Genomic DNA, 22772 nt, shown 5'->3' with positions numbered 1-22772 from the left:
TATGAAAGGATTATCAACGAAAAGTTTATCTTTAGCTTATGATGGTGCGCCAATTATTCGTGACCTGAATTTAGCAATTCCTGGTGGTAAAATTAGTGCTTTAGTCGGTGCAAATGGTTGTGGTAAATCCACCTTATTAAGAGGGTTAGCCAGACTTTTAAAACCTTATGGTGGTACAGTTTATCTTGATGGTCAATCTATTTTTAATCTTTCCACCAAAGAAGTCGCCCAACAATTGGGAATCTTGCCGCAAAATCCTCTAGCGCCAGAAGGGCTAACCGTCCGAGATTTGGTAGGACAAGGACGTTACCCTTATCAAAACTGGTTGCAGCAATGGTCAGAAAAAGATGAAAAAATTGTCCAACAAGCACTAGAAATTACCAATTTATTAGATTTAGCAAATCGAGCCTTAGATACTTTATCTGGTGGACAAAGACAACGTGCTTGGATTGCAATGGCATTGGCACAAGATACAGATATTTTATTATTAGATGAACCGACTACTTTTTTAGATTTAGCGCATCAAATAGAAGTATTAGATTTGTTATATGAATTGAACCAGCATCAAGGACGAACTGTTGTAATGGTGCTGCATGATTTAAATCAAGCTTGTCGTTATGCAGATTATTTAGTAGCTGTCAAACAAGGAAGAATTTTTACGGCTGGAGAACCACAAAATGTTATGACAGAGGAGATGGTACAAGAAGTATTTGGCTTAGAATGTCGGATTGTGCCTGATCCAATTGTCGGAACACCGATGTGTGTTCCCATCGGGCGTAAGGGTATGAGAATGTGCAATTCTTGATGAGTGAATCACAGTATGGGAATTGCATGAAAATAAAGTACCAGTAAACCGAGTTTCGACTTCGCTCAACTCTCGATCTTTGAGGGTTGAGCGAAGCGATGCACTGAGCTTGTCGTTCGCGTAGCGTCTCCGGTAGGAGAAGTGTCGAAACCCGGCTGGTTGGGACACTATTAACCCGCAGATTCCTATCTACAGGAATTCGGTTTGATTTCTGAATTTATTTGTGTAGGTAGGGAATAGGGAATGGGGAGTCGGGAGTAGGAAAGTGCCTACACAGTCATCGGATATTTTTTTAGTTGGAAGTCAACAGCAGATTATTACCGCTAAAGGTTGAGTATAATCACAATTGCTGTTAAATCTGACTCCAAACTATGAAAATTTATCGGGAAGACTTAGATTGGGCGGTTTCCCAAGGCTTAATTACAGAAGAACAAGCCAGTGCGTTGTGGAATGCACTTTCCCTGAGAAACAGTGAACGCCCACAATTTAATTTTGTCAATGTTAGTTATTACTTTGGGGCGTTAATTGTGATCTCAGCCATGACTTGGTTCATGACATTAGCATGGGAATCATTTGGTGGCGTAGGTATTTTTTTGTTAGCCAGTATTTATGCCTTTTTCTTTGTGCTTGCCGGCAGCAATCTTTGGTGGCGACAACAAATGAAAATTCCTGGAGGTTTGCTATTTACCATTGCAGTTTGCTTGACTCCTTTAGCAATTTACGGACTACAACGTGCAACCGGATTTTGGATTCAAGATAACCCCGGTACATATCAAGATTTTTATACTTGGATTAAAGGCAGTTGGTTTTTGATGGAGTTAGGAACTATTATCGCGGGTTTAATTGCCATCAAGTTTGTGCGGTTTCCTTTTTTGATAGCCCCCATCGCCTTTTCTCTATATTTTATGTCTATGGATATCACACCATTATTATTTGGCGAAAAAACCTACAATTGGCAGTTAAGGTTAGTAGTTTCTGTATGGTTTGGAATTGCTTGTATTGTGATTGCTTATCTGGTAGATATCCGCACCCGCAGACGCGATGGAGATTATGCTTTTTGGCTATATTTGTTTGGGTTACTGGCTTTTTGGTGGGGTCTAACTTTAATGGGAGACAGTAATGAGTTGCAAAAATTTATCTATTGTTTGATTAATTTAGGGTTAATGTTATTGTCGGTTTTGTTAAGGCGAAAAGTTTTTATTGTGTTTGGGGGTATGGGTGTTTTTGGTTATTTAGGACATCTAGCTTATAGCATCTTTAAAAATGCCCTTTTATTTCCGGTTGCACTCACAGTTTTGGGAATATTTATTATCTATTTAGGAACTTTATATCAACGCAATAGTAGGAATATTGAAGCTTTTCTAGAACGGTTATTACCCGAAAATGTGAGACGCTTTTTACCCAGAGAGTAATAATTTTTTGGCAAGACAGCAAGCCCTAAGTAAGTCCCCAGAATTGAGTGATACGGAACACAAGGGTTTTTTTAGGACTTCAGCACAAAGATTGTCTTTTCTCCAGATTTGTAATTAGATAAGATTACCAAGCTGAAGCAATGGGAACAGCAAATGGAAAGATGAACATTAACTAGCTATTCCCAATTCCCCATTTCCCTTTGAAGTAAAAACATGGCAACAAAAATCCCCGTTACAGTAATTACAGGCTTCTTAGGTAGTGGTAAAACCAGCCTAATTCGCCACCTCTTACAAAATAACCAAGGTCGTCGCATCGCCGTTTTAGTCAACGAATTTGGTGAATTGGGTATTGATGGCGAGTTGTTGAAATCTTGTCAAATCTGCCCCGAAGATGAAACTGGCGGGAGTAATATTTTTGAGTTAACCAATGGCTGTTTGTGCTGTACTGTGCAGGAAGAGTTTTATCCCACAATGCAAGAGTTAATCAAGCGGCGGGACAATATTGACTGCATTGTGATTGAAACATCTGGGTTAGCTTTACCAAAACCATTGGTTAAAGCCTTTCGTTGGCAAGAAATTCGCAATGCTGCAACCGTAGATGCAGTCATTACGGTAGTGGACTGTGCAGCCGTAGCGGCTGGGACATTTGCCAGTGATTTAGACGCGATCGCTGCCCAACGTCAAGCAGATGATAGTCTAGAACATGAGACACCCTTGCAAGAGTTATTTGAAGACCAACTCGCCTGTGCAGATTTAGTCGTGTTGAGTAAAACTGACTTAGTAGATACGGCAACCAAAGCACAAGTCGAGCAATTAGTCAAACAAGAATTGCCCAGAGTAGTGAAAATGGTCGAGAGCGATCGCGGCCAAATCGATCCAGCCGTATTATTAGGATTACAAGCCGCCGTCGAAGATAATTTAGATAGCCGTCCTAGCCATCACGACAGCGAAGTAGACCACCACCACGACGACGAAATCACCTCAACACACGTCATTTTAGACCGCACCTTTGACCCAGAAAAACTCCAACAACAATTGCAAAATCTGGTAAATCAACAAGAAATTTACCGCATCAAAGGCTTTGTCGCAGTTGCCAATAAACCTATGCGCTTAGTCTTGCAAGGCGTAGGAAACCGCTTTGAAAAATTTTATGACCGTCCTTGGCAAGCAACAGAAACAAGACAAACTCGTTTAGTCTTTATCGGCCGTGATTTGAACTCCACAGAAATAGAATCGCAACTGGTCGCTTTGTAGGGTAGACGGCAATACGGTTCGGATAAGAAACTTATTTGTGTAGGCAAGCAAGGGTGCAGGGGTGCAGGGGTGAAAGGGGGAAGGAAGGTACGCTCTCCCCTGCACCTGAAGCTCCTCCGCCCCCCTGCTCACCTCAACAGATACATTTGTTAACCGAACCGTATTGGGGTACAGGGGTATGAGGGTGTAAGTATTCAAAACCCTTACACCCCATACCCTTTCACCCCTACACCCAATCTTGGTGCGTAAGTCCTAAGTATGTCAAAGTTTCAACTTCAATTGCAACTCATCTTTAATGCGGTTGAGAATGGAGGCTTCATCGAGATTCGCTAAAATTTTGCTGATGACTGCTTTTGGCCCTTCTGGCCCCCAAGTTGCACCATTGGCTAAATAAGCTTTTGTGACTTGGCCAATACCATAAGAAGAGACACCAGCCACGCCTGCTTGGGTGAGTGCAACGGTGACATAAGGTGCTAAGGTGGCACCTGCTGTAGCTGGTGCAGAAATACCAAGTAAGGTTTTCAAACCACTCAAGCCCAAGTTGGCTAGTAATTCACTTACACCAATACCACCCATACTCAAGGCTATTCTTTGCAATAGTTTCACAGCGCCAGCTTCAGTCATGGGGATGGCGTAGAGTTTCGATAAACCTAAAATCAAAGCAATATCAATAGCGATACTACTCAGTATATCTACGACTGTCACCGGATTGAGAGCGATCGCTAGGGCTTTAGCCATCACCGCTTTCCAAATCAATTGATTGGCGTTCTGTTCTCGAATTAAAAGTTTGCGTTGTACCAGTTGCTCATTTACAGTGTCAGCATACAACATCGAGTTCAGCGCCACTAAAGCTTTACCTTCCCGTTGCAAAATCTCTAATATTTTCAGCTTGAGTTCTTCGACTTTGGCGTTTCCGGGACGCAACTGCAAACCCCGACCACCATCAGGGCGAACTACCGCCGTTTTTACCAATGGCGAGGCGGCTGACATGACAATTTCTAAAGGCGTGAGTAATTCTTTTACCCGTTCATCTCGAATTTTTTCATAAATTGCCAAGCGATCGGCGGCGGGATATTGGTCAACTTTGTTAAACACCAAAATTATCGGTTTCCCCGCTTCTCGCAATTGGGAAAGGGCTTGGTGTTCTATCTTTGTCATGTCTCCCGAAATCACAAACAAAATCAAATCAGCTTGTTTGGCGATTTGTTCTGCTAAGGCGGCGCGAGTATCACCATCAACTTCATCTAACCCAGGGGTATCAATTAGTTCTACCTGAGATTGACCCACACTCGGTAAAGTCACACGCAAAGCCCGTTCATTTGTGCCGATGATTTCTTCGTGAATACTCCAATTAACCCGTTGTGCAGCACGAGTCACACCGTGTAAAGGGCCTGTTTCAAATACTGGTTGTCCCACCAAAGCATTCAACAGCGATGATTTACCCCGTCCTACCATCCCAAAAGCCGCAATCTGCACAACCATCCGGTCTAACTTGGCCAGCATAGTTTCTAAATCAGCCAGTTCGGTTTCTAAGCCTGCCTTTTCTTGTGGTGTCAGGTCAAGATTATTCACCAAGTTTCGCAGTGCTGTTTGGGCTTGTTTATAATTCAGTTCCGCTTGAATATCTTCAAAGCTAAAAATGGCACTATCTAGTTCTTCCTCCCAGTTAGGCGAATTACTTTGGTCTGGTTCTGGCAATTTAGAAGGCATGTTAACCGGAGATTTTTGATTTACCTCATTTTTATCCTAGTTATTTTTTACAGGATATGGGGCGATAAAATTCACTGTTCAACCTGCTTTCACCATCCACACCAGAAAACTCAAGATTTTCTCCACCGGAGGCAGGGGATAATCACTAAAATCAATGGTGACTGTTTGCCCTTCGAGTTTGAGAAATCGCCATTGCGTGCCACTGCTGACAGTACCGTAAATGCTTGTGATAGGCTGTCCTTTGGCTTCATTGAATCTTTGTGCAGCCACCATTTCTGCAATACATTGTCCGAGTCCTGATTTTAAATCTGATTTTTTCGCTTCAACAATTACAATTGCGGGTGCTTCCACTGTTAACTGTTCAGGCGAACGACTAATGAGGAAGTCACAGACACCATTAAGTCCAATACTCGCATCAACGTTAAACTCTTCCCCTGAAAACACGCTGATGGACGAATGGAGAATGCGGCGTACTTCTAACAGTACAGGATTGATAATTACTTCAGAACGGGCTTTTTCTGTATCAACTGCGATCGCCCAAGGCAAATCCTCTAAAATAGCTTGCAGTCTGGAACTGGGATGTACAGGTTCGATATTTTCCGGGAAAAATCGTACTCCCTCTACAATCATCAGGCGAAAATCTTGTTTCAACCTGTCAATGGTAAATTGACTATAAGGCATAAGCTATGTTGAGTTTAAATTGCACATTCTTTATAGGACTTACGCAATAACCCTCTCAAATGCTCTTAACTTCGTGTCCTACCCTGCGGGAAGCCGCTATCGCGTCTATGCGTTCTTTGCGGTACCCTGCGGGAAGCCGCTTGCGCGTCTACGTTTTTTCATGATTTTGCGTAAGTCCTGCTTTAGTTGAGACTGTCATCAGTTATTAGTCATTAGTCATTTGTATTGACCAAAGGACAAGGGACAAATAACCAAGGACAAACTTTTTAGATATTAGAGTCTTATTCTTGATGAGTGTGATACCTAGTAATTCTATGTCATCTTTTCCCGTCGCATCGGGTGATCCGAAAAAGTAGTAGAGTGAAGAGTGCATCTATTAGCGTTAGGAATTTGACTACATCACCTGTGCGGAAAATTGTTATTGCTGGTAACTGGAAAATGTTTAAAACCCAGGCAGAGACTCAAGATTTCTTGCGAGGGTTTCTGCCTCATTTAGACAACACGCCCGAAGAGCGAGAAATATTATTGTGTCCTCCGTTCACCGATTTAAGCATTTTGTCTCAAAGTTTGCATGGTAGCCGTGTACAACTTGGAGCGCAGAATGTTCATTGGGAAGACTCTGGAGCTTATACTGGTGAAATTGCCGCTCCGATGCTGACAGAAATTGGTGTCCGTTATGTAATTGTCGGTCATAGCGAACGACGGCAATTTTTTGGTGAAACGGATGAGACAGTTAATCTACGTCTGAAAGCTGCTCAAAAACACGGTTTAACCCCAGTTTTATGCGTAGGGGAAACAAAACAACAACGCGATTTAGGGCAAACTGAATCACTAATTACTACTCAGCTAGAACATGACCTAGTAAATGTAGATCAAGATAATTTAGTGATTGCTTATGAACCCATTTGGGCAATTGGAACTGGTGACACCTGTGAAGCGACAGAAGCTAACCGAGTTATTGGCTTAATTCGCAGTCAGTTAAAAAACCCCAATGTTCCGATTCAATATGGCGGCTCAGTCAAGCCAAATAATATTGATGAGATCATGGCTCAACCAGAAATTGACGGCGTGCTTGTGGGAGGAGCTAGTCTGGAAGCTGAAAGTTTTGCCCGGATTGTCAACTATCATTAATCTTATATGCAATGCCTTTTCCCTGGCAGCGCCAGGGAATGGGTTTGATTAAGTCAAAAGTTAAAAGTCAAAAGTTAAAAGAATTAGACTTTATCGCTTTGTATAGGACTCATATTTGATTTATGAAAAAAATCAGTACACTCAGATCAGGCTGCTTTCCTACTCCCTACTCCCCATTCCCTACTCCCTGCCTACACAAATAGATTCAGAAATCAAATCGGATTCCTATATGCCCAGTAATTTAACTATTCGTGGGCGTTGTTTTGCTTGGGGACAACGCACGTATTTAATGGGTGTGCTGAATGTGACACCTGATAGTTTTAGTGATGGCGGGGATTTTAATAGTACAAATGCGGCTTTGGCTCAAGCCCAAGCAATGGTGGCGGCTGGTACTGACATGATTGACGTTGGTGGGCAATCAACGCGGCCAGGGGCAGAGCAAATTAGTTTGGCGGAAGAATTAGAGCGAGTTATCCCCATCATCAAGGCAATACGCTCGGAAATGACAGTGCCGATTTCTGTAGATACAACTAGAGCATCTGTAGCAAAAGCAGCAATAGAAGCTGGGGCAGATATTGTGAATGATATTTCCGGCGGGACATTTGATGATGAGATGTTGCCGACAGTGGCGAGTTTAGGTGTGCCGATAGTGTTGATGCACATTCGGGGAACACCAGAAACAATGCAACAAATGACAGATTATGAAGATTTACTAAGAGAAATTGCGAGTTTTTTAACAGAACAAATTTTGGCCGCAACCAAGGCAGGTATCGACCAAGCAAAAATTATTATTGATCCTGGGATTGGTTTTGCTAAGAATTATGAGCAGAATTTAGAGATTTTGCGTAACTTGCGATCGCTCACACAATTAAAGTGTCCCATCTTAGCAGGCGTATCTCGTAAAAGTTTTATTGGTCGCATTCTCAATCAACCAAATCCCAAAGCCCGCATCTGGGGAACAGCAGCCGCTTGTTGTGCTGCTATTGCTAATGGTGCGGATATTCTGCGAATTCACGATGTCAAAGAAATGCGTGAAGTCTCGCTAGTTGCGGATACGTTTTTTAGGTAAAAGGGATAGGGGTTAGTACAAGAAGGCAAAAGTAAAAAGTCAAAAGGAAAAAGAAAGAATAGTGATACCACAAGCCTTTTAGAAATTCCAGATGGTCTGTTTATTTACGCCGCACTGTACTAGAGGCTAGGGGCTAGTATTTTTGACTCAGCACTCACACTTCTACTTCTCCTGTCGGAGACGCTGCGCGAACACTCAGCATAGGACACTCAGCACTCAGCACTCAGCACTCAGCACTTTTTTAAGCTTGACCATTCCCATTGCCTTCAGTACCTACCGTATCACCCAGCATTTGATCTAATGCGCCTTCAGAGACGCTGGGGTTGAGAAATACGATTTTGGCATTGTTACTAGCGCCAAGTTTTTGACTAGCTTCTAGATGTTCTTGAGCTACTAAATAGCGGAGAATGTCTTTGGTTTCTGGTTTAGCAGTGATGGCTTCTGAAAGAATGCGGATAGATTCTTTGGTGGCTTCGGCGCGTTTAATAGCAGCTTGTCTATCACCTTCAGCTTCTAAAATAACAGCTTGTTTTTTAATTTCCGCCGCTTGTTGTTCTGCCATTGATTTCTGGACACTTTCTGGGGGTGTAATGCTTTGAATATCCACCCGGATAATCTTCACGCCCCATTTTTTACTAGTTTCATTCACAATCTGCAACAGCGATTGATTCATTTGATTTCGGGCAGAAGTTGTTTCTGCTAGGCTTCTGTCGGCAATGTGGGTACGGAGTTCGACGGTGACTAAGTTAGAAAGAGCCACTTGCACATCTTCAACTTTATAAAAGCTGTCTTCCATACTGGTAATTTGCCAAGTGACAACACCGTCTACTTCTAAATAAACGTTATCTTTAGTAATTACTTTCTGGGGCTTAATGTCTAAAATCTGTTCTCTGGTGGTGTCTTCCATCACAATCTGATCCACCAAAGGCACGATAAAGTTTAAGCCTGGTCTGAGTGTGCGGTGTCTTTGTCCTAAGCGTTCAACTAAGGCTTCATTACCTTCATTAATAATTTTGGCTGACCCTAACGCATAGCCTACAAGGGCTAAGACTATAGCAATAATTGGCTCCATAGATGCTCCTATTTAGCAATTGGGAGAATTAACTGTTAAGGATATGGTATTTGTCCTACCTTTTAGTCTAGTCTCTTGAGTTTGTGCTTTTATACGCACTCGCTCACAAACCTAGCATCTGTGTATTTGCTACGTTTTAAGCAGATAAAACTGATTGGCAGAATGCGATCGTTATTAAAGCACCTTGATAACATACTGGCAAGAAATTTACCGTATAATATCTTGTCAGGTAAAAAACTGATCATCAAGACTGCAGCACCTCGACTTCGCTCGGCGACCACCTCGACTTCGCTCGGTGACTACCTCGACTTCGCTCGGCGACCACCTCGACTTCGCTCGGTGAGCGGGTTGGCAGCTTTGATTACCATGAACATGGTGCAATTTAAATGATGATTAGGTTATGAGAATTCAGTTTGGGGATTTTATTCTGAATTCTGACTCCTGCTGATTCACTTCACTGCCAAATCTAGCCAAGGTTTGACATTGCTTGGTAAGTCGGCATTCAGGCGTAGGGGGATTTCTGGTGTAGATAGAGACTGTGCATATCCGGCTGTTAAAAATGGTTGGTAGGTTTTCGCTTCGGGGGTGAGTTGCTTGACAAAAGCTAAACTGACACCGCGCAGGAGTTGGCGCAAGGCTTGGGTTTCTGCACCGCGCTTTTCTTTGACAATTGTGGAAGTTTCGCCTGCTGAATATGTGGGGTCAAGAATACTTAAATGAGTTGCACCAATGGCGGTTAATAAATATTTATTACCCTTTAACTGGCTAAAAGGTCGGATTTGGTGATTTAAGGCAGGGGTTAAGGCATCTTCAGTTGAAGTCAAAATTAATACAGGCTTGTTAATCTGAGAAAGTCCCTGTTTACCAAAGAGTTTACCTGTGAGGGGGTTAAGAGCGATCGCACTTTTAACTCGTTCATCTCGCAACTGAAGTTTGTTTTCTTTTAAAGATGCGGCGGCGCACTGTAACCAATCACCAAGGGGATCAACCAAACTCAAGGAAGTTTTACAAAATTGTCGCACTTCTCCTAAATTAAGTTCTCCACCCACCAAAGCTAAAGCTGTATAACCCCCCAAGGAATGACCAATTACAGACACTTTTTCTGTGTTGAGTTTGCCTTGCAATTGCCCTGGTTGCTTATTAAGATTTGCCAGTTCGTTGAGTAAAAAGCTCACATCCTTGGGTCGCTCAATAAATTCTGTTGCTGGGAGTAATTTGGCTAAATTTCCTTGGTTGGCGGCGTTATTAATTGCTGCACCATTACTTCCAGGATGTTCAATAGCAGCAACAGTAATGCCATAACCAGCTAAATGACGCGCTAAATAGCTGGCAAATCTCCGGTTAGCACCAAAGCCGTGGGAAATTACTACTAATGGTGCTGTAGTGTCGGTTTTTTGACTCCAGTAAATATCTACCGGGATACTGCGTTGACGCTGTTTGTCTGGGAAGGTGAGAGTCTGCTGTTCTACTGCTTCTTGACCAGTGGCTGCGGGGTCAAAACTTGGTTGAAAAGGTGTGTTGGTTTTAACTGTTAAATTTCGGGCTAAGATACTGCCGAGGGCTTGGCTTTGTAAGTTGTTGGGGTTAAATTCTGTAGCAATTTGTAATAATTGAGTTGCATCCAGGTCAATATTTTCTGTGGGATAAGCTTTGAGGAAACTGACCACGCTCAAACCATTCACTTGACGCAACCCGATACTCATTGTTGCTTGTAGGCTTTCGACGCTACTACCGGGAATAGCTGCGGCTAAGGATGTAATTAACTGTTTACCTTGGGGTAAGAGAACTAATTCATCAACAAATTTGTCGGCAAATTTAGGATCTACTTGGACTCGTCGATTGAGTAAGCCGCGTAATTCTGGAGTAAATAAAGATTCGTAAGCTTGGAGAGTTTGGGATAATGTTCCAGTTTTAGCAAATTTTTCGATATCCGCGATCGCCACAGATTGCTGAAACAGTCCGAAACGAATAGTTATTGTTTCTGCGGCTAAAGTAGCGGGTATTGCCCAAACCCAACTCAACACAAGACTCGCACTAAACAACAATCCTTGCAAGGGTTTTTTCTTGCAAGGATGATTTTTGGGAAACTGCAAAGAACCTGCCATTTTCTTTGAACCAAAAGATTACCAGCTATGGGGACGTATAAACCATGATTATTGTCCCCAATTTTTAGCTGTATCTTGAATTAAACTTAAAGTCCAAATAATCTGAGGAAATTAAAGATAATTCCAAAGGGACTAGCGATCGCACCTAAAGTTTCACTAGTCTTAGTCAGACCATTACGACTCACTACTATCACATCATTATTTCGCAGAATGGGATTAGTCGCCTCATTAATACCATCAGCAAAATTGATTTTGACTACCCGTTTGGTGACAGAACCATCAGGATTTAGTCGAATCAAATCTACAGCCCCTCTGCTGGCGCGGGCATCATTAAAACCACCAGCAGCTAATAGAGCTTGGTTTAAAGAACTATTCGGTTTAAGGTCTGTAGAGCCTGGCCGTTTGACTTCACCCACCACACCAACTTGGATAGTGTTGGGAGATAAAGTTGTATTCGCCAATTGAGTTGCTTCTGCGGCAGTAAGATCAGTAGCAGTGGGGATAACAATCGTATCTCCGTCCTGGACAATAATATCTTGATTGACATCACCACTCTGGAGTAATTGCCAGAGGTTAATATCAATAGTTTGTTCACTACCAGTTCTGGTGGGGCGGCGGAGTTTCAGACTGCGAATATCGGCTTGTCCGGTGATTCCACCCGCTAATTGAATGGCTCTGGTGACAGTAGGTAAACCACCTGCTCCTCCTTCTGCACCACCGCCACCTGTCGTCACCAAGTAAGAACCGGGACGGTTAACTTCACCAATAATGGCGACTGTGCGGGGTGTGCTGGGACTAGCTGCAAAGTTGCTGGCGGCTAAATTACGGGCTTCAGCTTTGTCGAAGCTAGATGCAGTTGGAACAAAGATGGTATCACCATCCCGTAATGTAATATCTTGACCGACTTGACCAGTTTGTACAGCCTCTTTTAAGTTGAGGGTAACGCGCTGTTCCCCACTTCTGCCAACTTTGCGTCGTACTTCTACTTGGGTGACATCTGCGGCTAGAGTTACACCTTGGGCTGTCGTTAACGCTGCTAATACGGTTGGGTATTGTACGCCAGGGTTATCTCCTGCACCACCACTGAGGGTGAGAGTATAAGAACCTGGTCTTGTGACTTCTCCCGCCACAAAAATGTTAATCGGGCGGGATGATAACAGGTTGACGGAAATTAACGGTCGTTTGAGATAGCGGGAGTACCTTCTAGCAATTTCATCCGATGCTTGTTCAGTGGTTAAACCCTGCAATGGCACACTACCAATTAAAGGTAAAGTAATGGCTCCACCGGGAGGAATTTGATATTCTCCTGTGTATTCTGGTACTTCAAATACATTCACCCGGATGCGATCGCCGCCACCCAAAGTATAAGTTGTATCTAATTGTTGAGATGTTGCTGGTGAGACCTGTTGTAGCGTTGGGATAACAGGTGTTCTATTCGGCGGGATTGTTTGTGAAGTTGGAATTACTGGCTTTGCAGTTGGTAATACTGGTTGTCCCTGAGCTAGGCTGACGGGCGACACAGCGAAATTGATAGCTGTGCAAAAAGCCACACCCATAGATGACTGGGTGAGGAATTTCAATAAACCTGTGTTAAACATATTTACCTTAGAATCTGAGACTACGATCGGCAAAGTACTGTCTAAACATTTTAATCTTGACTATACTTAAGTATTCTTGTTCCCCGACAATCTTATTTTCCTTGAAGGATACTCTTTTCCGGAAGCATAATTATTTATGAGATTTGAATTTTTGATAAAGTTAGCTTAAAGACTAACTTACTGAGACACGGATTCAGCATTTATTAATACAGGTTTTGATAGCAATTTACAATCTACGTAAGTGATTCAGATCCCCGACTTCTTAAAGAAGTCAGGGATCTGAAATCGAAAATTTAAAATGAGTTATTGAATATCAAAAATTACTGAACAGATGTATTTTGCTGTTGAATCTTTTGAATAAAAAAGTCTTCTAAGGAATGTCGCGCTAAATCAAAAGAAATAATTTTACCTTCCATTAAGCGAAGACTATCGAGAAAATCATAGTAGTCATCTGTTAAAGTGCCTTGCCAAGAACCATTATGGCTAAATGTCAAGTTAGATAGCCATTTGTGTAGAACTTCTTTATCACCACCTTTACCTTTGATTTGGTAAGCATGATTATTGCCTAACAATTCATCCAGAGAACCAGCACAAACTAATTCACCTTTGGCGAGAATGGCGATGCGATCGCAAATTTGCTCAACTTCACTCAGAATGTGACTATTAAAAAAGATAGTCTTCCCGGCGGCTTTTAACCCTAAAATAATCTCACGCATTTGGTAGCGTCCCAGGGGGTCAAGACCAGACATCGGTTCATCCAGAAATATCACTTCTGGGTCATTAACTAACGCCTGCGCCATACCCACACGCTGTAACATACCCTTAGAATAACGCCGCATTTGTTTTTTGCGGGCATCTGCTACAGGTAAACCGACTAATTCTAACAGTTCTGGAATGCGCTTACGCTGGAAACTCCTCGGAATTTGGAAGATTCCCGCCGCTAACTCTAAAAATTCCCAGCCAGTGAGATAATCATATAAATAAGGGTTTTCTGGCAGATAGCCGATACTTTGCTTGACTTGGCGATCGCCTAATGGTTTACCTAATAATAATCCCCGTCCCGCCGTTGGACGAATAATTCCCAACAACAATTTTAATAAAGTCGTTTTCCCCGCACCATTCGGCCCCAACAACCCAAAAGTTTCGCCCTGATAAACCGTCAAAGAACAGCCTTTGAGAGATACTATCTTTTGATTCAACCAAAAGCCAGTACGATAAACTTTTCGCAAATCATAAGTTGCAACAACTGGCGGAACACCCGTAGGTTGCGGTTGAGATTCTGGAGTATCAATAACAGATGTCATTGTCAAAAATTAAGAGAATGTTTAGAAAAGTTCTTGGCATTAAGACAACAGAGCAATGGCAAATGAGACAGGAAGCCAACACTTACCGCTTGCAGAAGTGTTGGTACTTCACTATCAGTACCTTTATAATAGACAAATTAAAAAATGGCACGTTTTTCTGAAATTCTCAGAAGCTATAGCAATCGTATTTGATTTGTGAAAATCGAGATGCTCAGATCCCCAACTTCTTCAAGAAATCGGGGATATTTTGGTTAATGAATGATGTAGAACTGCTATATTTATAAGGTAAATATTTAAGTAGGGTGTGTTACGGCTATACAAGGATTTTAGAAATGAAGAGAGTGATAATTAGCCGTAACGCAGCATCTTTCTCTACCAGACTGACATTCGCACTTATGGAGAGAATAAAGCGATATTACCTACCAGTCTAGTACATAAATCATAGATGATTCATATATTTCCAATTTTTTGAAGTTAATTTGATTTATACTTCAGTTTTAAACATAAAATTATCAGGTTAAATATAAATGATATGGCATTAGCAATAATAATAGGCAAGGCTTGTAAAGTAATGCCATAAATTAACCACAATAATAAACCACTCATAAATGTAATCAACATTACAAAAGATACATCTTTTGCTGATTTGCTTTTCCATATTTTAAACATCTGGGGCAGAAATGCAATGGTAGTTAATGCCCCAGCAACTAACCCTAAAATTGTCAAAAAATCCATATTAGACTGATATTTAACAGTTTATCAGGATAATTTTAACATGATTTTATATTTTCACTTATTATTTCTTAGCTTTTATTTTTTTTAGATAACATTTAGCCCATTCATAGCGATTCGGGTCTTTATTTAATAAGTAAATTGCGGCTTTATGACGGTTTTCCTCATCTTTTATGCTGCGAAATATTCGTTTTATTTCATCATCGATATCTCCAGGTTTAGCCCCACGTTTTATTGCTTCATCAAAGTAATAATCACCTTTACTATATTCAAAACGATCGTAATAAATTGCGCCCAGCAAGGTATAAGGTTGATAACTATCTGAATGAAAATCTATAGCTTTTTTTGCACATTTTTCAGCCTCATCTAAGTTATTCATATCTCTAAATGCTCCACCCCTAGTAACTAAAATTGCTGACTTTAGCTTATTTTCTTTGACTTTATTCAAATCTAATTCAGTTACTCTTAATGCCTGTTCTGGCTCATTAGCCTTACGCCAATAACTACTAGCATTAGGTATATTCCAGTTATTACCAGTCCGCATAATTTCTTGCTCATAAAACTCCGCTTCTAATCTAGAGTGTGCAGTTGCAATCTTGCCCTCACGAGACAACATATTTTGTTCTATTAACTGAGTGACTAATACAATATCGAGACGTTCTTTTTTCTCTAGTTTTAGCATGATTTCATAAAAGGGGTGCATTGGTAGATTAGGTTCTATCAATCCATATTTTCTTTTGAGAATAGCGTAGTGCTTCTGTTGAGCTAAAACAATGATATCTTCGCGTCCGTTATTTTTCAGCCATTCAATTTCTAAATCATTAGGTAACTCTTCTAAATGTATCTTAGATTTTAGAAGAGAGATATATTGTTCATTGGCAATTTGTATAGTGTCAGTGAGCTTGCGTTTTTTGAGAAAGTTAATATCTTGCTCACGTAACTTATGTTCTCTCTCCAGATTTTTAAGAATTTTATACAAATGACTCTTGGGTGATGAGTCTTCATATTGATGTGCTTTATACTTAAGTTTTAAATTTTTAAATTCTCGTGTTTTTTCTAACTCTTGAGCAATAGTAATTGTTTCAGTTAGCCCTTTTTTTTCTAACCATTTTAATTCTGAATCACTTAATATTTCATCACTATCTAGCTTTTGTAAAATAGAGTATAATGGACTAGATAATGATATATCTATATGTTTATCTGCGTGATAAGTTATTTTTAACTGAACAAATTTTGTTTGCTTTTCTGCCTCTTGTTGCTCAAAAATTTTGACAGTTTCAAATAGTTCTCTTTTTTGCAACCATTCCAACTCAAGATGGTTGATTGTTTGCTTATTCTCCAGTTTATTGAGAATTTTATACAGTGGGCTATAAGATGATAAACCTTGATATTTAGTAGCTTGGTACTTTTTCTTCAAAGTAAAAAAATGGTTTTCTAATTTCATCTTATTAATCAGAGAAATTATCACACCAAGGTGATTATTTTTTAGCCATTCAAGCTCAGAATCAGTAAGTGCTTTTTCTGAGTGAAGCTTCCACAGAATTGGGTAAAGAGTGGTACTAATATTTTGAAAATCTCTCAAATTTTTAGGTACTTGATACTGAGATTTAAGATAGGAAAACTCATTTTCTAATTTTTTAAGTTCGTCTAAATTAGATTGTTGCTGTTGGTAAATAGTTTCAAAAGTTTGAAAAAGTGCTTGCTCTTTTAACCAATCAAATTCTAGCTCAGTTAACTCAATACATAAATTAGCTTTTCGTAGTATGAGATATAGCAGGCTAGATGGTGAAGTATCTTGATAATTAGTTGCTTGATATTTAGACTTGAGTGCAGTGAAGTGTTTAAGCCGAATTTCCGATTCTGTATCCATATTGATAGTAGATGCGATCGCACTTAGTTAAAGGTGTTATTCGCTACTATAGCAACAGTACAAAAAAAGGGCGAGTAAAATATCCGCCCAGCAATCATAAGTATTTACCGCATTTATCAAAGTCTTGATTACAACACCTTACACTGTCCGTGATTTCGCAATAAATGGTCACACAACACCAGCGCCACCATTGCTTCTACCATTGGTACAGCACGGGGTAACACACAAGGATCATGTCTGCCTTTGCCGGCTAATACTGTTTCTTCACCTTCATTAGTTACTGTTTTTTGTTCTTTTCTAATAGTGGCGGTGGGTTTAAAAGCAACTCGTAAAATGATATTTTCGCCGTTGGAAATACCGCCTTGAATACCACCAGAACGGTTAGTTACAGTCCGAATTTCACCATTTTCATCAATATAAAATTCGTCGTTATGTTCAATGCCTGTTAATAATGTCCCAGCAAAACCAGAACCAATTTCAAAACCTTTACTAGCAGGAAGTGACATCACGGCTTTAGCAATATCAGCTTCTAACTTATCAAATACTGGTTCGCCTAAACCTTTCGGTACGTTACGAGCAACACATTCGACTACACCGCCAATAGAATCACCTTGTCTGCCAGTTTGCTCAATTAACTCAATCATGCGATTGGCGCATTCTGCATCAGGACAGCGAACAATGTTGCTTTCTACTTGTTCTAAGGTGACGGTATTAGGGTCAACAATGCCTTCTAAATCTTTGATGCGTTTGACATAACCAATCACTTCTAGATTAGCAACTTGTCGGAGAATTTTTTTAGCGATCGCACCTGCGGCGACTCTACCAATTGTCTCACGCGCCGAAGACCTACCGCCGCCTTGCCAATTCCGAATTCCGTATTTAGCATCATAGGTTGCATCTGCATGGGAAGGACGATATTTCACCGCCATCTCATCATAGTCTTGCGATCGCGTGTCTTTATTCCGCACTAAAATTGCGATCGGTGTACCTAGAGTTTTTCCTTCAAACACCCCAGACAAAATCTCACAGGTGTCTGCTTCCTTGCGCGGCGTGGTAATCTTACTTTGTCCTGGCCGCCGCCTGTCTAACTCAAACTGAATTTCTGCTGCTGTGATTTCCAGTTGCGGAGGACAACCATCAATGACAACTCCCACACCGCCGCCGTGGGATTCACCAAAAGTAGTAATGCGAAACAGATGCCCAAAAGTATTGCCCATGATTGTGAGGAAAAAGGATAAGGCTTATGTATTTTACCGAGAGTTCTTGCAAATGTTAAGTTTCAAGAATCAGGGATAAGGAGGGAAACACATCAAAGTAACGCTATGGGGAGCCACTGCGTTGCGGAGATTCCCCCCGTTGTAGCAAGTGGCGTGGATTTAGGAGGATCTACTAGTTTTAAATACAACACTAAGTAGAAGGACTAAATTAAACCTAACTTGAAGTTGCCGGGTTTCGACACTTCGACAAGCTCAGTGCATCGCTGCGCTCAACCCTCGTCTTCTCAAGGATCGAGCATTGAGCGTTCGCGTAGCGTCTCCCTTGGGGAGAAGTCGAAATGCGTCTTCTAAATAATTGTGTCCACCTACTTAAAAAGTTTTCAGACTTCCAGTCTGAGGTGTTTATTAATTACTGAATTGTGCAATTTTTTGGAATATCCTAAGTTTAACTCTGCACGTTGTAATGACAGCAATTCAAGACATTACGATAGTCACACTCCGGAATTGCTATCACTTAACTTGAAGTTAGAAATAGAAACTAGATTGCTATAGTCAGGTTATCTCTGTTTGTGTAAATCCTGGGAAAAATTACAAGTGCAAATATCGTAATTGAGTAGTTTGCACGTTTTCAAACTCACAAAGTGAAATAAATCACTGTTAATACTCCAACTCAGTTGAGAGAAGTTCAGCAGCAAGAGGTCTCATCTCCTCTAGGCACAAAGGTATAGAAATGTATGAATGAAGGTGATAAAAATCCTCACATTCCTACGCCTTCAGACCTAGCAGTAAGATCCAACCTTGGTACGTAGCTACTTTATTAGTCTCACCTGATACTGGTATTGGTGTATTGGCAGACCATCCTTGTAGATATCGCATAAACAACTAGGAATTGTTTTGGCAATTTGTAGTGTTTATCAAAACTACAACAATATTTTTTGCGTTGTTAGAAGGTGATGCAGAATGCGAACCCAAACTAGTAATGTTGGAATTCGTCGCTCAGGAAATTTTTGTACAGGTGTGGCGCTGCTGTTAGCAACTTTTTTCTCCTCGGCGCTACCAACAACGGCTGATCCCAATTCTGTGATAGCAGCAGCCGCCTCACTCAATAACAACAACATTCAAATATCTGACAGTCGGCAACTGTCTCAAACTCGCCGCATTGAAATTGATTTATCTCAGCAGCGTTTACGTGCCTGGGATGGCCAAAAGCTAGTTTATTCCTTCCCTGTATCTACTGGCAAACGAGCTACCCCTACACCCATTGGTAGATTTCATATCCAGTCGAAACATCGCACTAACAGAATGCGGGGTAGAGGTTACGACATTCCTGATGTTCCTTATACAATGTATTTTTATGAAGGTTATGCAATTCATGGTGCTTATTGGCATAACCGTTTTGGTACTCCCGTTAGCCACGGTTGCGTGAATTTGCCAGTCAAGCAAGCGCGGAAATTGTACAACTGGACAAAGCCAGGAACGTTAGTAATTGTGAAACGCTAAATCTCTAGGAATTAGGCAGTAATAAGACTTACGCACAAAGATGTTCTGTGGAAACTGGGTGTAAGGGTGTAAGGGTATGGGGGTGATGTTTTGCTCACGGTAGAGGCGAAAAACCATTCGCCCCTACTGATTTAATTCAACGGTTCAATAATAGTGCGTAAGCCATTGTTAGTGAGATTTTTTAACATCTCATCAGCGTTATAACGATTACTAAATACGCCTGCTTGCATCACCCTGCGCCCTTTCCAGATGGTAGAAAATGCACCAGGGGCGACAAATTTTACTAATTCCTGTTCTTGTTCGTTGGCTACTTCAACAATGACGCGGTAACGTGTGTTGTTGGTAGGCGGTAAATAACTTTGAGTGTATGTATTTGTATTGGTTTGGGGAAGCGGGACTTTTCGCAGGTTGGCAGTATTACCTAGGGGAACGTTACCATCAGGAACGGGTAACAAAGCTGCACTACCGGGAGAAATGGTTGTATTGGGGACTGACGCAGGTGCAGTAAATTCAATGGTGTTCCTGTCAATCTGCACGTAGTTGAACTGTGATGATGCTGGTTGGGCTGTAGAAGCTGGTGGGTTGTTTGTTACTGGTTGGGTTCCTACTAAGCTGCTGGGAACTGGGAAGCCGCCACGGGGAGGAGTTAGTTGTAGTTGTTGGGGGGATTTGGGTTTGATGGTTGTAGTGGGTAATTTGGCGACGGGATTGGGTGTGGGAGCAACTTCAGTGGGAGAAACAGTAATTTCTGGATTGGTGGGAATAGTTGAAATAGTTGTGTTTGGTGTGGTTGGTTGGGGGTTATCTACAACAGTCGTAGCTGGCGCGTTCAGATCGACTTTACCTGTAATTTTGTTGCTAGTTAAAGTATTGCCAGTGGCAGCGATCGCCTGTTGAACTGCACTAGCATTGATATCATAGCGGGCATTATTACGAAATTCATTACCACCAACTTCTGTAGTATTACCTACGTCTGGCATAGCTTGGGCGATCGCTACTAAACCATCTTCTTTACTATCGGCAATTACATTATTGCGGACAATGGGACGGGCTTTGCCTTGGACTAAAATTCCCGAACGATTGTTTTGTATTTGATTACCCATAACCACAGGCGCGGCATTTTGGGTAATATTTACGCCATAACCAGTTTCTTGAAAAATATTGTCTTGCACTTTCGCCTGAGAACTACCACTCAGGGTAATACCATTAGCTCCGTTTCGATAAAAATAATTTTTACTAATTGTCGGTGCGCCATTACCACTCACCGCTACACCATCTTGGGTACTTCCTATAAATGTATTTTCAGAGACTACAGGATTACTTGATTCAATCCACAAACCATAACCACGGGGATTAGCATTCGTCACACTCACCCCTGTTAATTCAGTTTGATTTGCACCCACAATTGTGACATTTTGTCCGCCATAACTGCGGCTCAGGTACAATCCACCACCTTGAATTGTAATTCCACTACCTTTGTTAGCTGCATCACCTTGAATGGAAATCCCAGGGCGCAGTATTAAAGGAAAGGTTTCTCCAGTTTCTTCACTGTAATTACCCGGAGCCAGCATAATGACTGTATTGCCTTGAGCAACACGCAAAGCTTGGGTAATAGTTTTTAACGGTGTGCGATCGCTACCATTACCTGTGGTGTCATCCCCGATACTTGGGTTGACAAACAGTACATTAACCTGAGAAATTGGTCTTTCACCCAGGGGCATTCTATTCGGTAGAGATGGCATCTGAGCAACGGCACTATTATTAATTGCCAGCAAAGTTAAACTCGCCACTCCCATACCAAACATACACAGCAAAAGTGAGTAACCAAAAGCTATCGGTATAGCTAAGTTTAAAGATGGATGCAGTTGATCAATGGTTATCAGCTTGAGCGCCAGTCTATAATGTTGACCTGATACATTGGGGGACACCATTTTTACCATACTCCTAAGAAATAACAATAAAGTCTTATACCCTTAGACAGTAATATGTCGATAATGTTACCCACAATATTGACCTATTGGCTATTTTAAAGACAAAGTAATTAATGAAGGGAGTGGGGAGTCGGGAATAGGGAATGGGAAATTAGTTTTCTCAAGACCGAAACCCAATTTCCAGTACTCAACTCTTCATAACTCTTGCTTAGTAAATTAATGATGCTAAAAACATTGCATATATGAAAGAGGCTGACTATTATGAAAGCACTAATGGAGTTGTGGTAATGGTCGAGCCGTATAGCCAACAAGAGCAAATACAGCAAATTGTTTACCGCATATTAGATGCTAATTTAGACCGCACTCGTGAAGGTTTACGCATCATCGAGGAGTGGTGTCGTTTTGGTTTGAATAATGCCCAGTTAGCAGGAGAATGTAAATACCTGCGACAAGAGTTAGCAAAGTGGCATACAGCAGAAATCCGGGCAGCGCGAGATACAGTAGGTGATATCGGCACTGATTTATCTCATCCCCAAGAAGAACAACGCGCTAGTATTAAGTCGCTGTTGCAAGCTAACTTTTGCCGTGTTCAAGAAGCATTGCGGGTGTTGGAAGAATATGGCAAGCTATATAGCTCCAATATGGGCAAAGCTTTTAAGCAGATGCGCTATCGGGTTTATACCCTAGAAAGTAGTTTAATGGGGTATCAACGTCATCAGTTATTGTGGCGATCGCATTTATATTTAGTCACATCTCCATCAGACAATTTATTCGCCACTGTAGAATCTGCACTCAAAGGCGGATTGACTTTAGTCCAGTACCGCGATAAAAATTCCGATGATACTGTGCGGCTGGAACAAGCAACTATACTCAGGCAGCTATGTCATGCTTATGGCGCTTTGTTGATTATGAACGATCGCGTCGATTTAGCCTTAGCTGTAGATGCTGATGGTGTACATCTAGGGCAACAAGATATGCCCATAGCCTTGGCGCGTCAATTATTGGGGCCACAGCGCATAATTGGCCGTTCTACCACTAATTCGGAAGAAATGCACAGAGCCATTAACGAAGGTGCAGATTATATCGGTGTCGGCCCTATTTACGAAACTCCTACCAAAGCAGGTAAAGCCGCATCTGGCTTAGAATATGTCCGCTACGCCGCCCAAAATAGCCCTATCCCTTGGTTTGCCATTGGCGGCATTGATGCCAATAATATCAATGATGTCATTGATGCTGGTGCCGAAAGGGTAGCAGTAGTGCGATCGCTCATGCAAGCCGAACAGCCAACGCTTGTTACCCAATACTTGCTGTCTCAACTAAATCGCGTCAGACCACAATCAGAAATCATTCAAAATTAAACTTACTCAGCACTCAGCACTCA

17 protein-coding genes are annotated in these 22772 nt (G+C 41.5%); 7 read left to right on the top strand and 10 right to left on the bottom strand.

Annotated features, from left to right (window positions below):
• The first annotated feature begins 1 nt into the window (after position 1).
• The 3 genes from H6G79_RS24505 (at position 2) to cobW (ending at position 3471) form a co-directional block, all read left to right on the top strand.
• Positions 2-805, top strand: coding sequence for an ABC transporter ATP-binding protein (locus H6G79_RS24505; RefSeq protein ID WP_190592516.1), 804 nt, complete (start codon positions 2-4; stop codon positions 803-805).
• Positions 806-1176: 371 nt separating this feature from the next.
• A complete protein-coding gene (locus H6G79_RS24500) occupies positions 1177-2217 on the top strand; it encodes a DUF2157 domain-containing protein (RefSeq protein ID WP_190592517.1) in 1041 nt (346 codons plus the stop codon).
• 213 nt (positions 2218-2430) lie between these two features.
• Positions 2431-3471 (top strand): cobalamin biosynthesis protein CobW, encoded by a 1041-nt coding sequence (gene cobW, locus H6G79_RS24495; protein ID WP_190592518.1) that lies wholly within the window; start codon positions 2431-2433, stop codon positions 3469-3471.
• Between the two features lie 261 nt (positions 3472-3732).
• Here cobW and H6G79_RS24490 read toward each other — a convergent pair whose 3' ends face one another.
• Positions 3733-5181, bottom strand: coding sequence for a GTP-binding protein (locus H6G79_RS24490; protein ID WP_190592519.1), 1449 nt, complete (start codon positions 5179-5181; stop codon positions 3733-3735).
• Between the two features lie 78 nt (positions 5182-5259).
• Positions 5260-5862: a hypothetical protein gene (locus H6G79_RS24485; protein ID WP_190592520.1), complete on the bottom strand. Its 603-nt coding sequence runs from the start codon at positions 5860-5862 to the stop codon at positions 5260-5262.
• Positions 5863-6267: 405 nt separating this feature from the next.
• Here H6G79_RS24485 and tpiA point away from each other — a divergent pair, with 405 nt between their 5' ends.
• Complete coding sequence (gene tpiA / locus H6G79_RS24480; protein ID WP_190592578.1) at positions 6268-6993, top strand: triose-phosphate isomerase; 726 nt, start codon at positions 6268-6270, stop codon at positions 6991-6993.
• Positions 6994-7222: 229 nt separating this feature from the next.
• Positions 7223-8062 (top strand): dihydropteroate synthase, encoded by an 840-nt coding sequence (folP, locus tag H6G79_RS24475; protein ID WP_190592521.1) that lies wholly within the window; start codon positions 7223-7225, stop codon positions 8060-8062.
• Positions 8063-8303: 241 nt separating this feature from the next.
• Here the strand turns inward: folP and H6G79_RS24470 are convergent, their stop codons facing one another.
• The 7 genes from H6G79_RS24470 to aroC all read right to left on the bottom strand — a co-directional run bounded on the left by H6G79_RS24470 (position 8304) and on the right by aroC (position 17960).
• A complete protein-coding gene (locus H6G79_RS24470; protein WP_190592522.1) occupies positions 8304-9134 on the bottom strand; it encodes an SPFH domain-containing protein in 831 nt (276 codons plus the stop codon).
• A 449-nt stretch (positions 9135-9583) separates the two neighbouring features.
• Complete coding sequence (locus H6G79_RS24465; protein WP_190592523.1) at positions 9584-11239, bottom strand: alpha/beta hydrolase; 1656 nt, start codon at positions 11237-11239, stop codon at positions 9584-9586.
• Between the two features lie 86 nt (positions 11240-11325).
• The gene (locus H6G79_RS24460) at positions 11326-12837 is read right to left on the bottom strand and encodes a polysaccharide biosynthesis/export family protein (RefSeq protein ID WP_190592524.1); all 1512 of its coding nucleotides are present in this window, start codon (positions 12835-12837) and stop codon (positions 11326-11328) included.
• Positions 12838-13157: 320 nt separating this feature from the next.
• Complete coding sequence (locus H6G79_RS24455) at positions 13158-14141, bottom strand: ABC transporter ATP-binding protein (RefSeq protein ID WP_190592525.1); 984 nt, start codon at positions 14139-14141, stop codon at positions 13158-13160.
• 474 nt (positions 14142-14615) lie between these two features.
• Complete coding sequence (locus H6G79_RS24450; RefSeq protein ID WP_190592526.1) at positions 14616-14876, bottom strand: SemiSWEET transporter; 261 nt, start codon at positions 14874-14876, stop codon at positions 14616-14618.
• Positions 14877-14937: 61 nt separating this feature from the next.
• Entirely contained in the window at positions 14938-16743 is a 1806-nt protein-coding gene (locus H6G79_RS24445; protein WP_190592527.1) for a hypothetical protein, read from the bottom strand.
• Positions 16744-16871: 128 nt separating this feature from the next.
• Positions 16872-17960 (bottom strand): chorismate synthase, encoded by a 1089-nt coding sequence (aroC, locus tag H6G79_RS24440; protein WP_190592528.1) that lies wholly within the window; start codon positions 17958-17960, stop codon positions 16872-16874.
• A gap of 960 nt (positions 17961-18920) precedes the next feature.
• On the opposite strand from aroC, the gene H6G79_RS24435 reads away from it, so the two are divergent.
• Positions 18921-19460, top strand: coding sequence for a L,D-transpeptidase (locus H6G79_RS24435; RefSeq protein WP_190592529.1), 540 nt, complete (start codon positions 18921-18923; stop codon positions 19458-19460).
• A 131-nt stretch (positions 19461-19591) separates the two neighbouring features.
• Here H6G79_RS24435 and H6G79_RS24430 read toward each other — a convergent pair whose 3' ends face one another.
• Positions 19592-21391, bottom strand: a complete 1800-nt coding sequence (locus H6G79_RS24430) for a DUF1565 domain-containing protein (RefSeq protein WP_190592530.1) — start codon at positions 21389-21391, stop codon at positions 19592-19594.
• A gap of 242 nt (positions 21392-21633) precedes the next feature.
• Between H6G79_RS24430 and H6G79_RS24425 the strand changes: the two genes are divergently transcribed.
• Complete coding sequence (locus H6G79_RS24425; RefSeq protein ID WP_190592531.1) at positions 21634-22749, top strand: thiamine phosphate synthase; 1116 nt, start codon at positions 21634-21636, stop codon at positions 22747-22749.
• Positions 22750-22772: the final 23 nt, after the last annotated feature.

The organism is Anabaena sp. FACHB-83 (assembly GCF_014697485.1).
GTDB lineage: Bacteria > Cyanobacteriota > Cyanobacteriia > Cyanobacteriales > Nostocaceae > Nostoc_B.
This window is presented reverse-complemented; position numbering and strand designations above follow the sequence as displayed.

Excerpts from the sequence above, each read along its gene's own strand:
- H6G79_RS24455 (WP_190592525.1), bottom strand. The coding sequence starts at position 14,141 with ATGACATCTGTTATTGATACTCCAGAATCTCAACCGCAACCTACGGGT.
- H6G79_RS24425 (WP_190592531.1), top strand. The coding sequence starts at position 21,634 with ATGAAAGAGGCTGACTATTATGAAAGCACTAATGGAGTTGTGGTAATG.
- H6G79_RS24500 (WP_190592517.1), top strand. The coding sequence starts at position 1,177 with ATGAAAATTTATCGGGAAGACTTAGATTGGGCGGTTTCCCAAGGCTTA.
- H6G79_RS24465 (WP_190592523.1), bottom strand. The coding sequence starts at position 11,239 with ATGGCAGGTTCTTTGCAGTTTCCCAAAAATCATCCTTGCAAGAAAAAA.
- H6G79_RS24450 (WP_190592526.1), bottom strand. The coding sequence starts at position 14,876 with ATGGATTTTTTGACAATTTTAGGGTTAGTTGCTGGGGCATTAACTACC.
- H6G79_RS24435 (WP_190592529.1), top strand. The coding sequence starts at position 18,921 with ATGCGAACCCAAACTAGTAATGTTGGAATTCGTCGCTCAGGAAATTTT.
- H6G79_RS24485 (WP_190592520.1), bottom strand. The coding sequence starts at position 5,862 with ATGCCTTATAGTCAATTTACCATTGACAGGTTGAAACAAGATTTTCGC.
- H6G79_RS24470 (WP_190592522.1), bottom strand. The coding sequence starts at position 9,134 with ATGGAGCCAATTATTGCTATAGTCTTAGCCCTTGTAGGCTATGCGTTA.
- H6G79_RS24460 (WP_190592524.1), bottom strand. The coding sequence starts at position 12,837 with ATGTTTAACACAGGTTTATTGAAATTCCTCACCCAGTCATCTATGGGT.
- H6G79_RS24490 (WP_190592519.1), bottom strand. The coding sequence starts at position 5,181 with ATGCCTTCTAAATTGCCAGAACCAGACCAAAGTAATTCGCCTAACTGG.
- H6G79_RS24430 (WP_190592530.1), bottom strand. The coding sequence starts at position 21,391 with ATGGTGTCCCCCAATGTATCAGGTCAACATTATAGACTGGCGCTCAAG.
- H6G79_RS24505 (WP_190592516.1), top strand. The coding sequence starts at position 2 with ATGAAAGGATTATCAACGAAAAGTTTATCTTTAGCTTATGATGGTGCG.
- folP (WP_190592521.1), top strand. The coding sequence starts at position 7,223 with ATGCCCAGTAATTTAACTATTCGTGGGCGTTGTTTTGCTTGGGGACAA.
- H6G79_RS24445 (WP_190592527.1), bottom strand. The coding sequence starts at position 16,743 with ATGGATACAGAATCGGAAATTCGGCTTAAACACTTCACTGCACTCAAG.
- cobW (WP_190592518.1), top strand. The coding sequence starts at position 2,431 with ATGGCAACAAAAATCCCCGTTACAGTAATTACAGGCTTCTTAGGTAGT.
- aroC (WP_190592528.1), bottom strand. The coding sequence starts at position 17,960 with ATGGGCAATACTTTTGGGCATCTGTTTCGCATTACTACTTTTGGTGAA.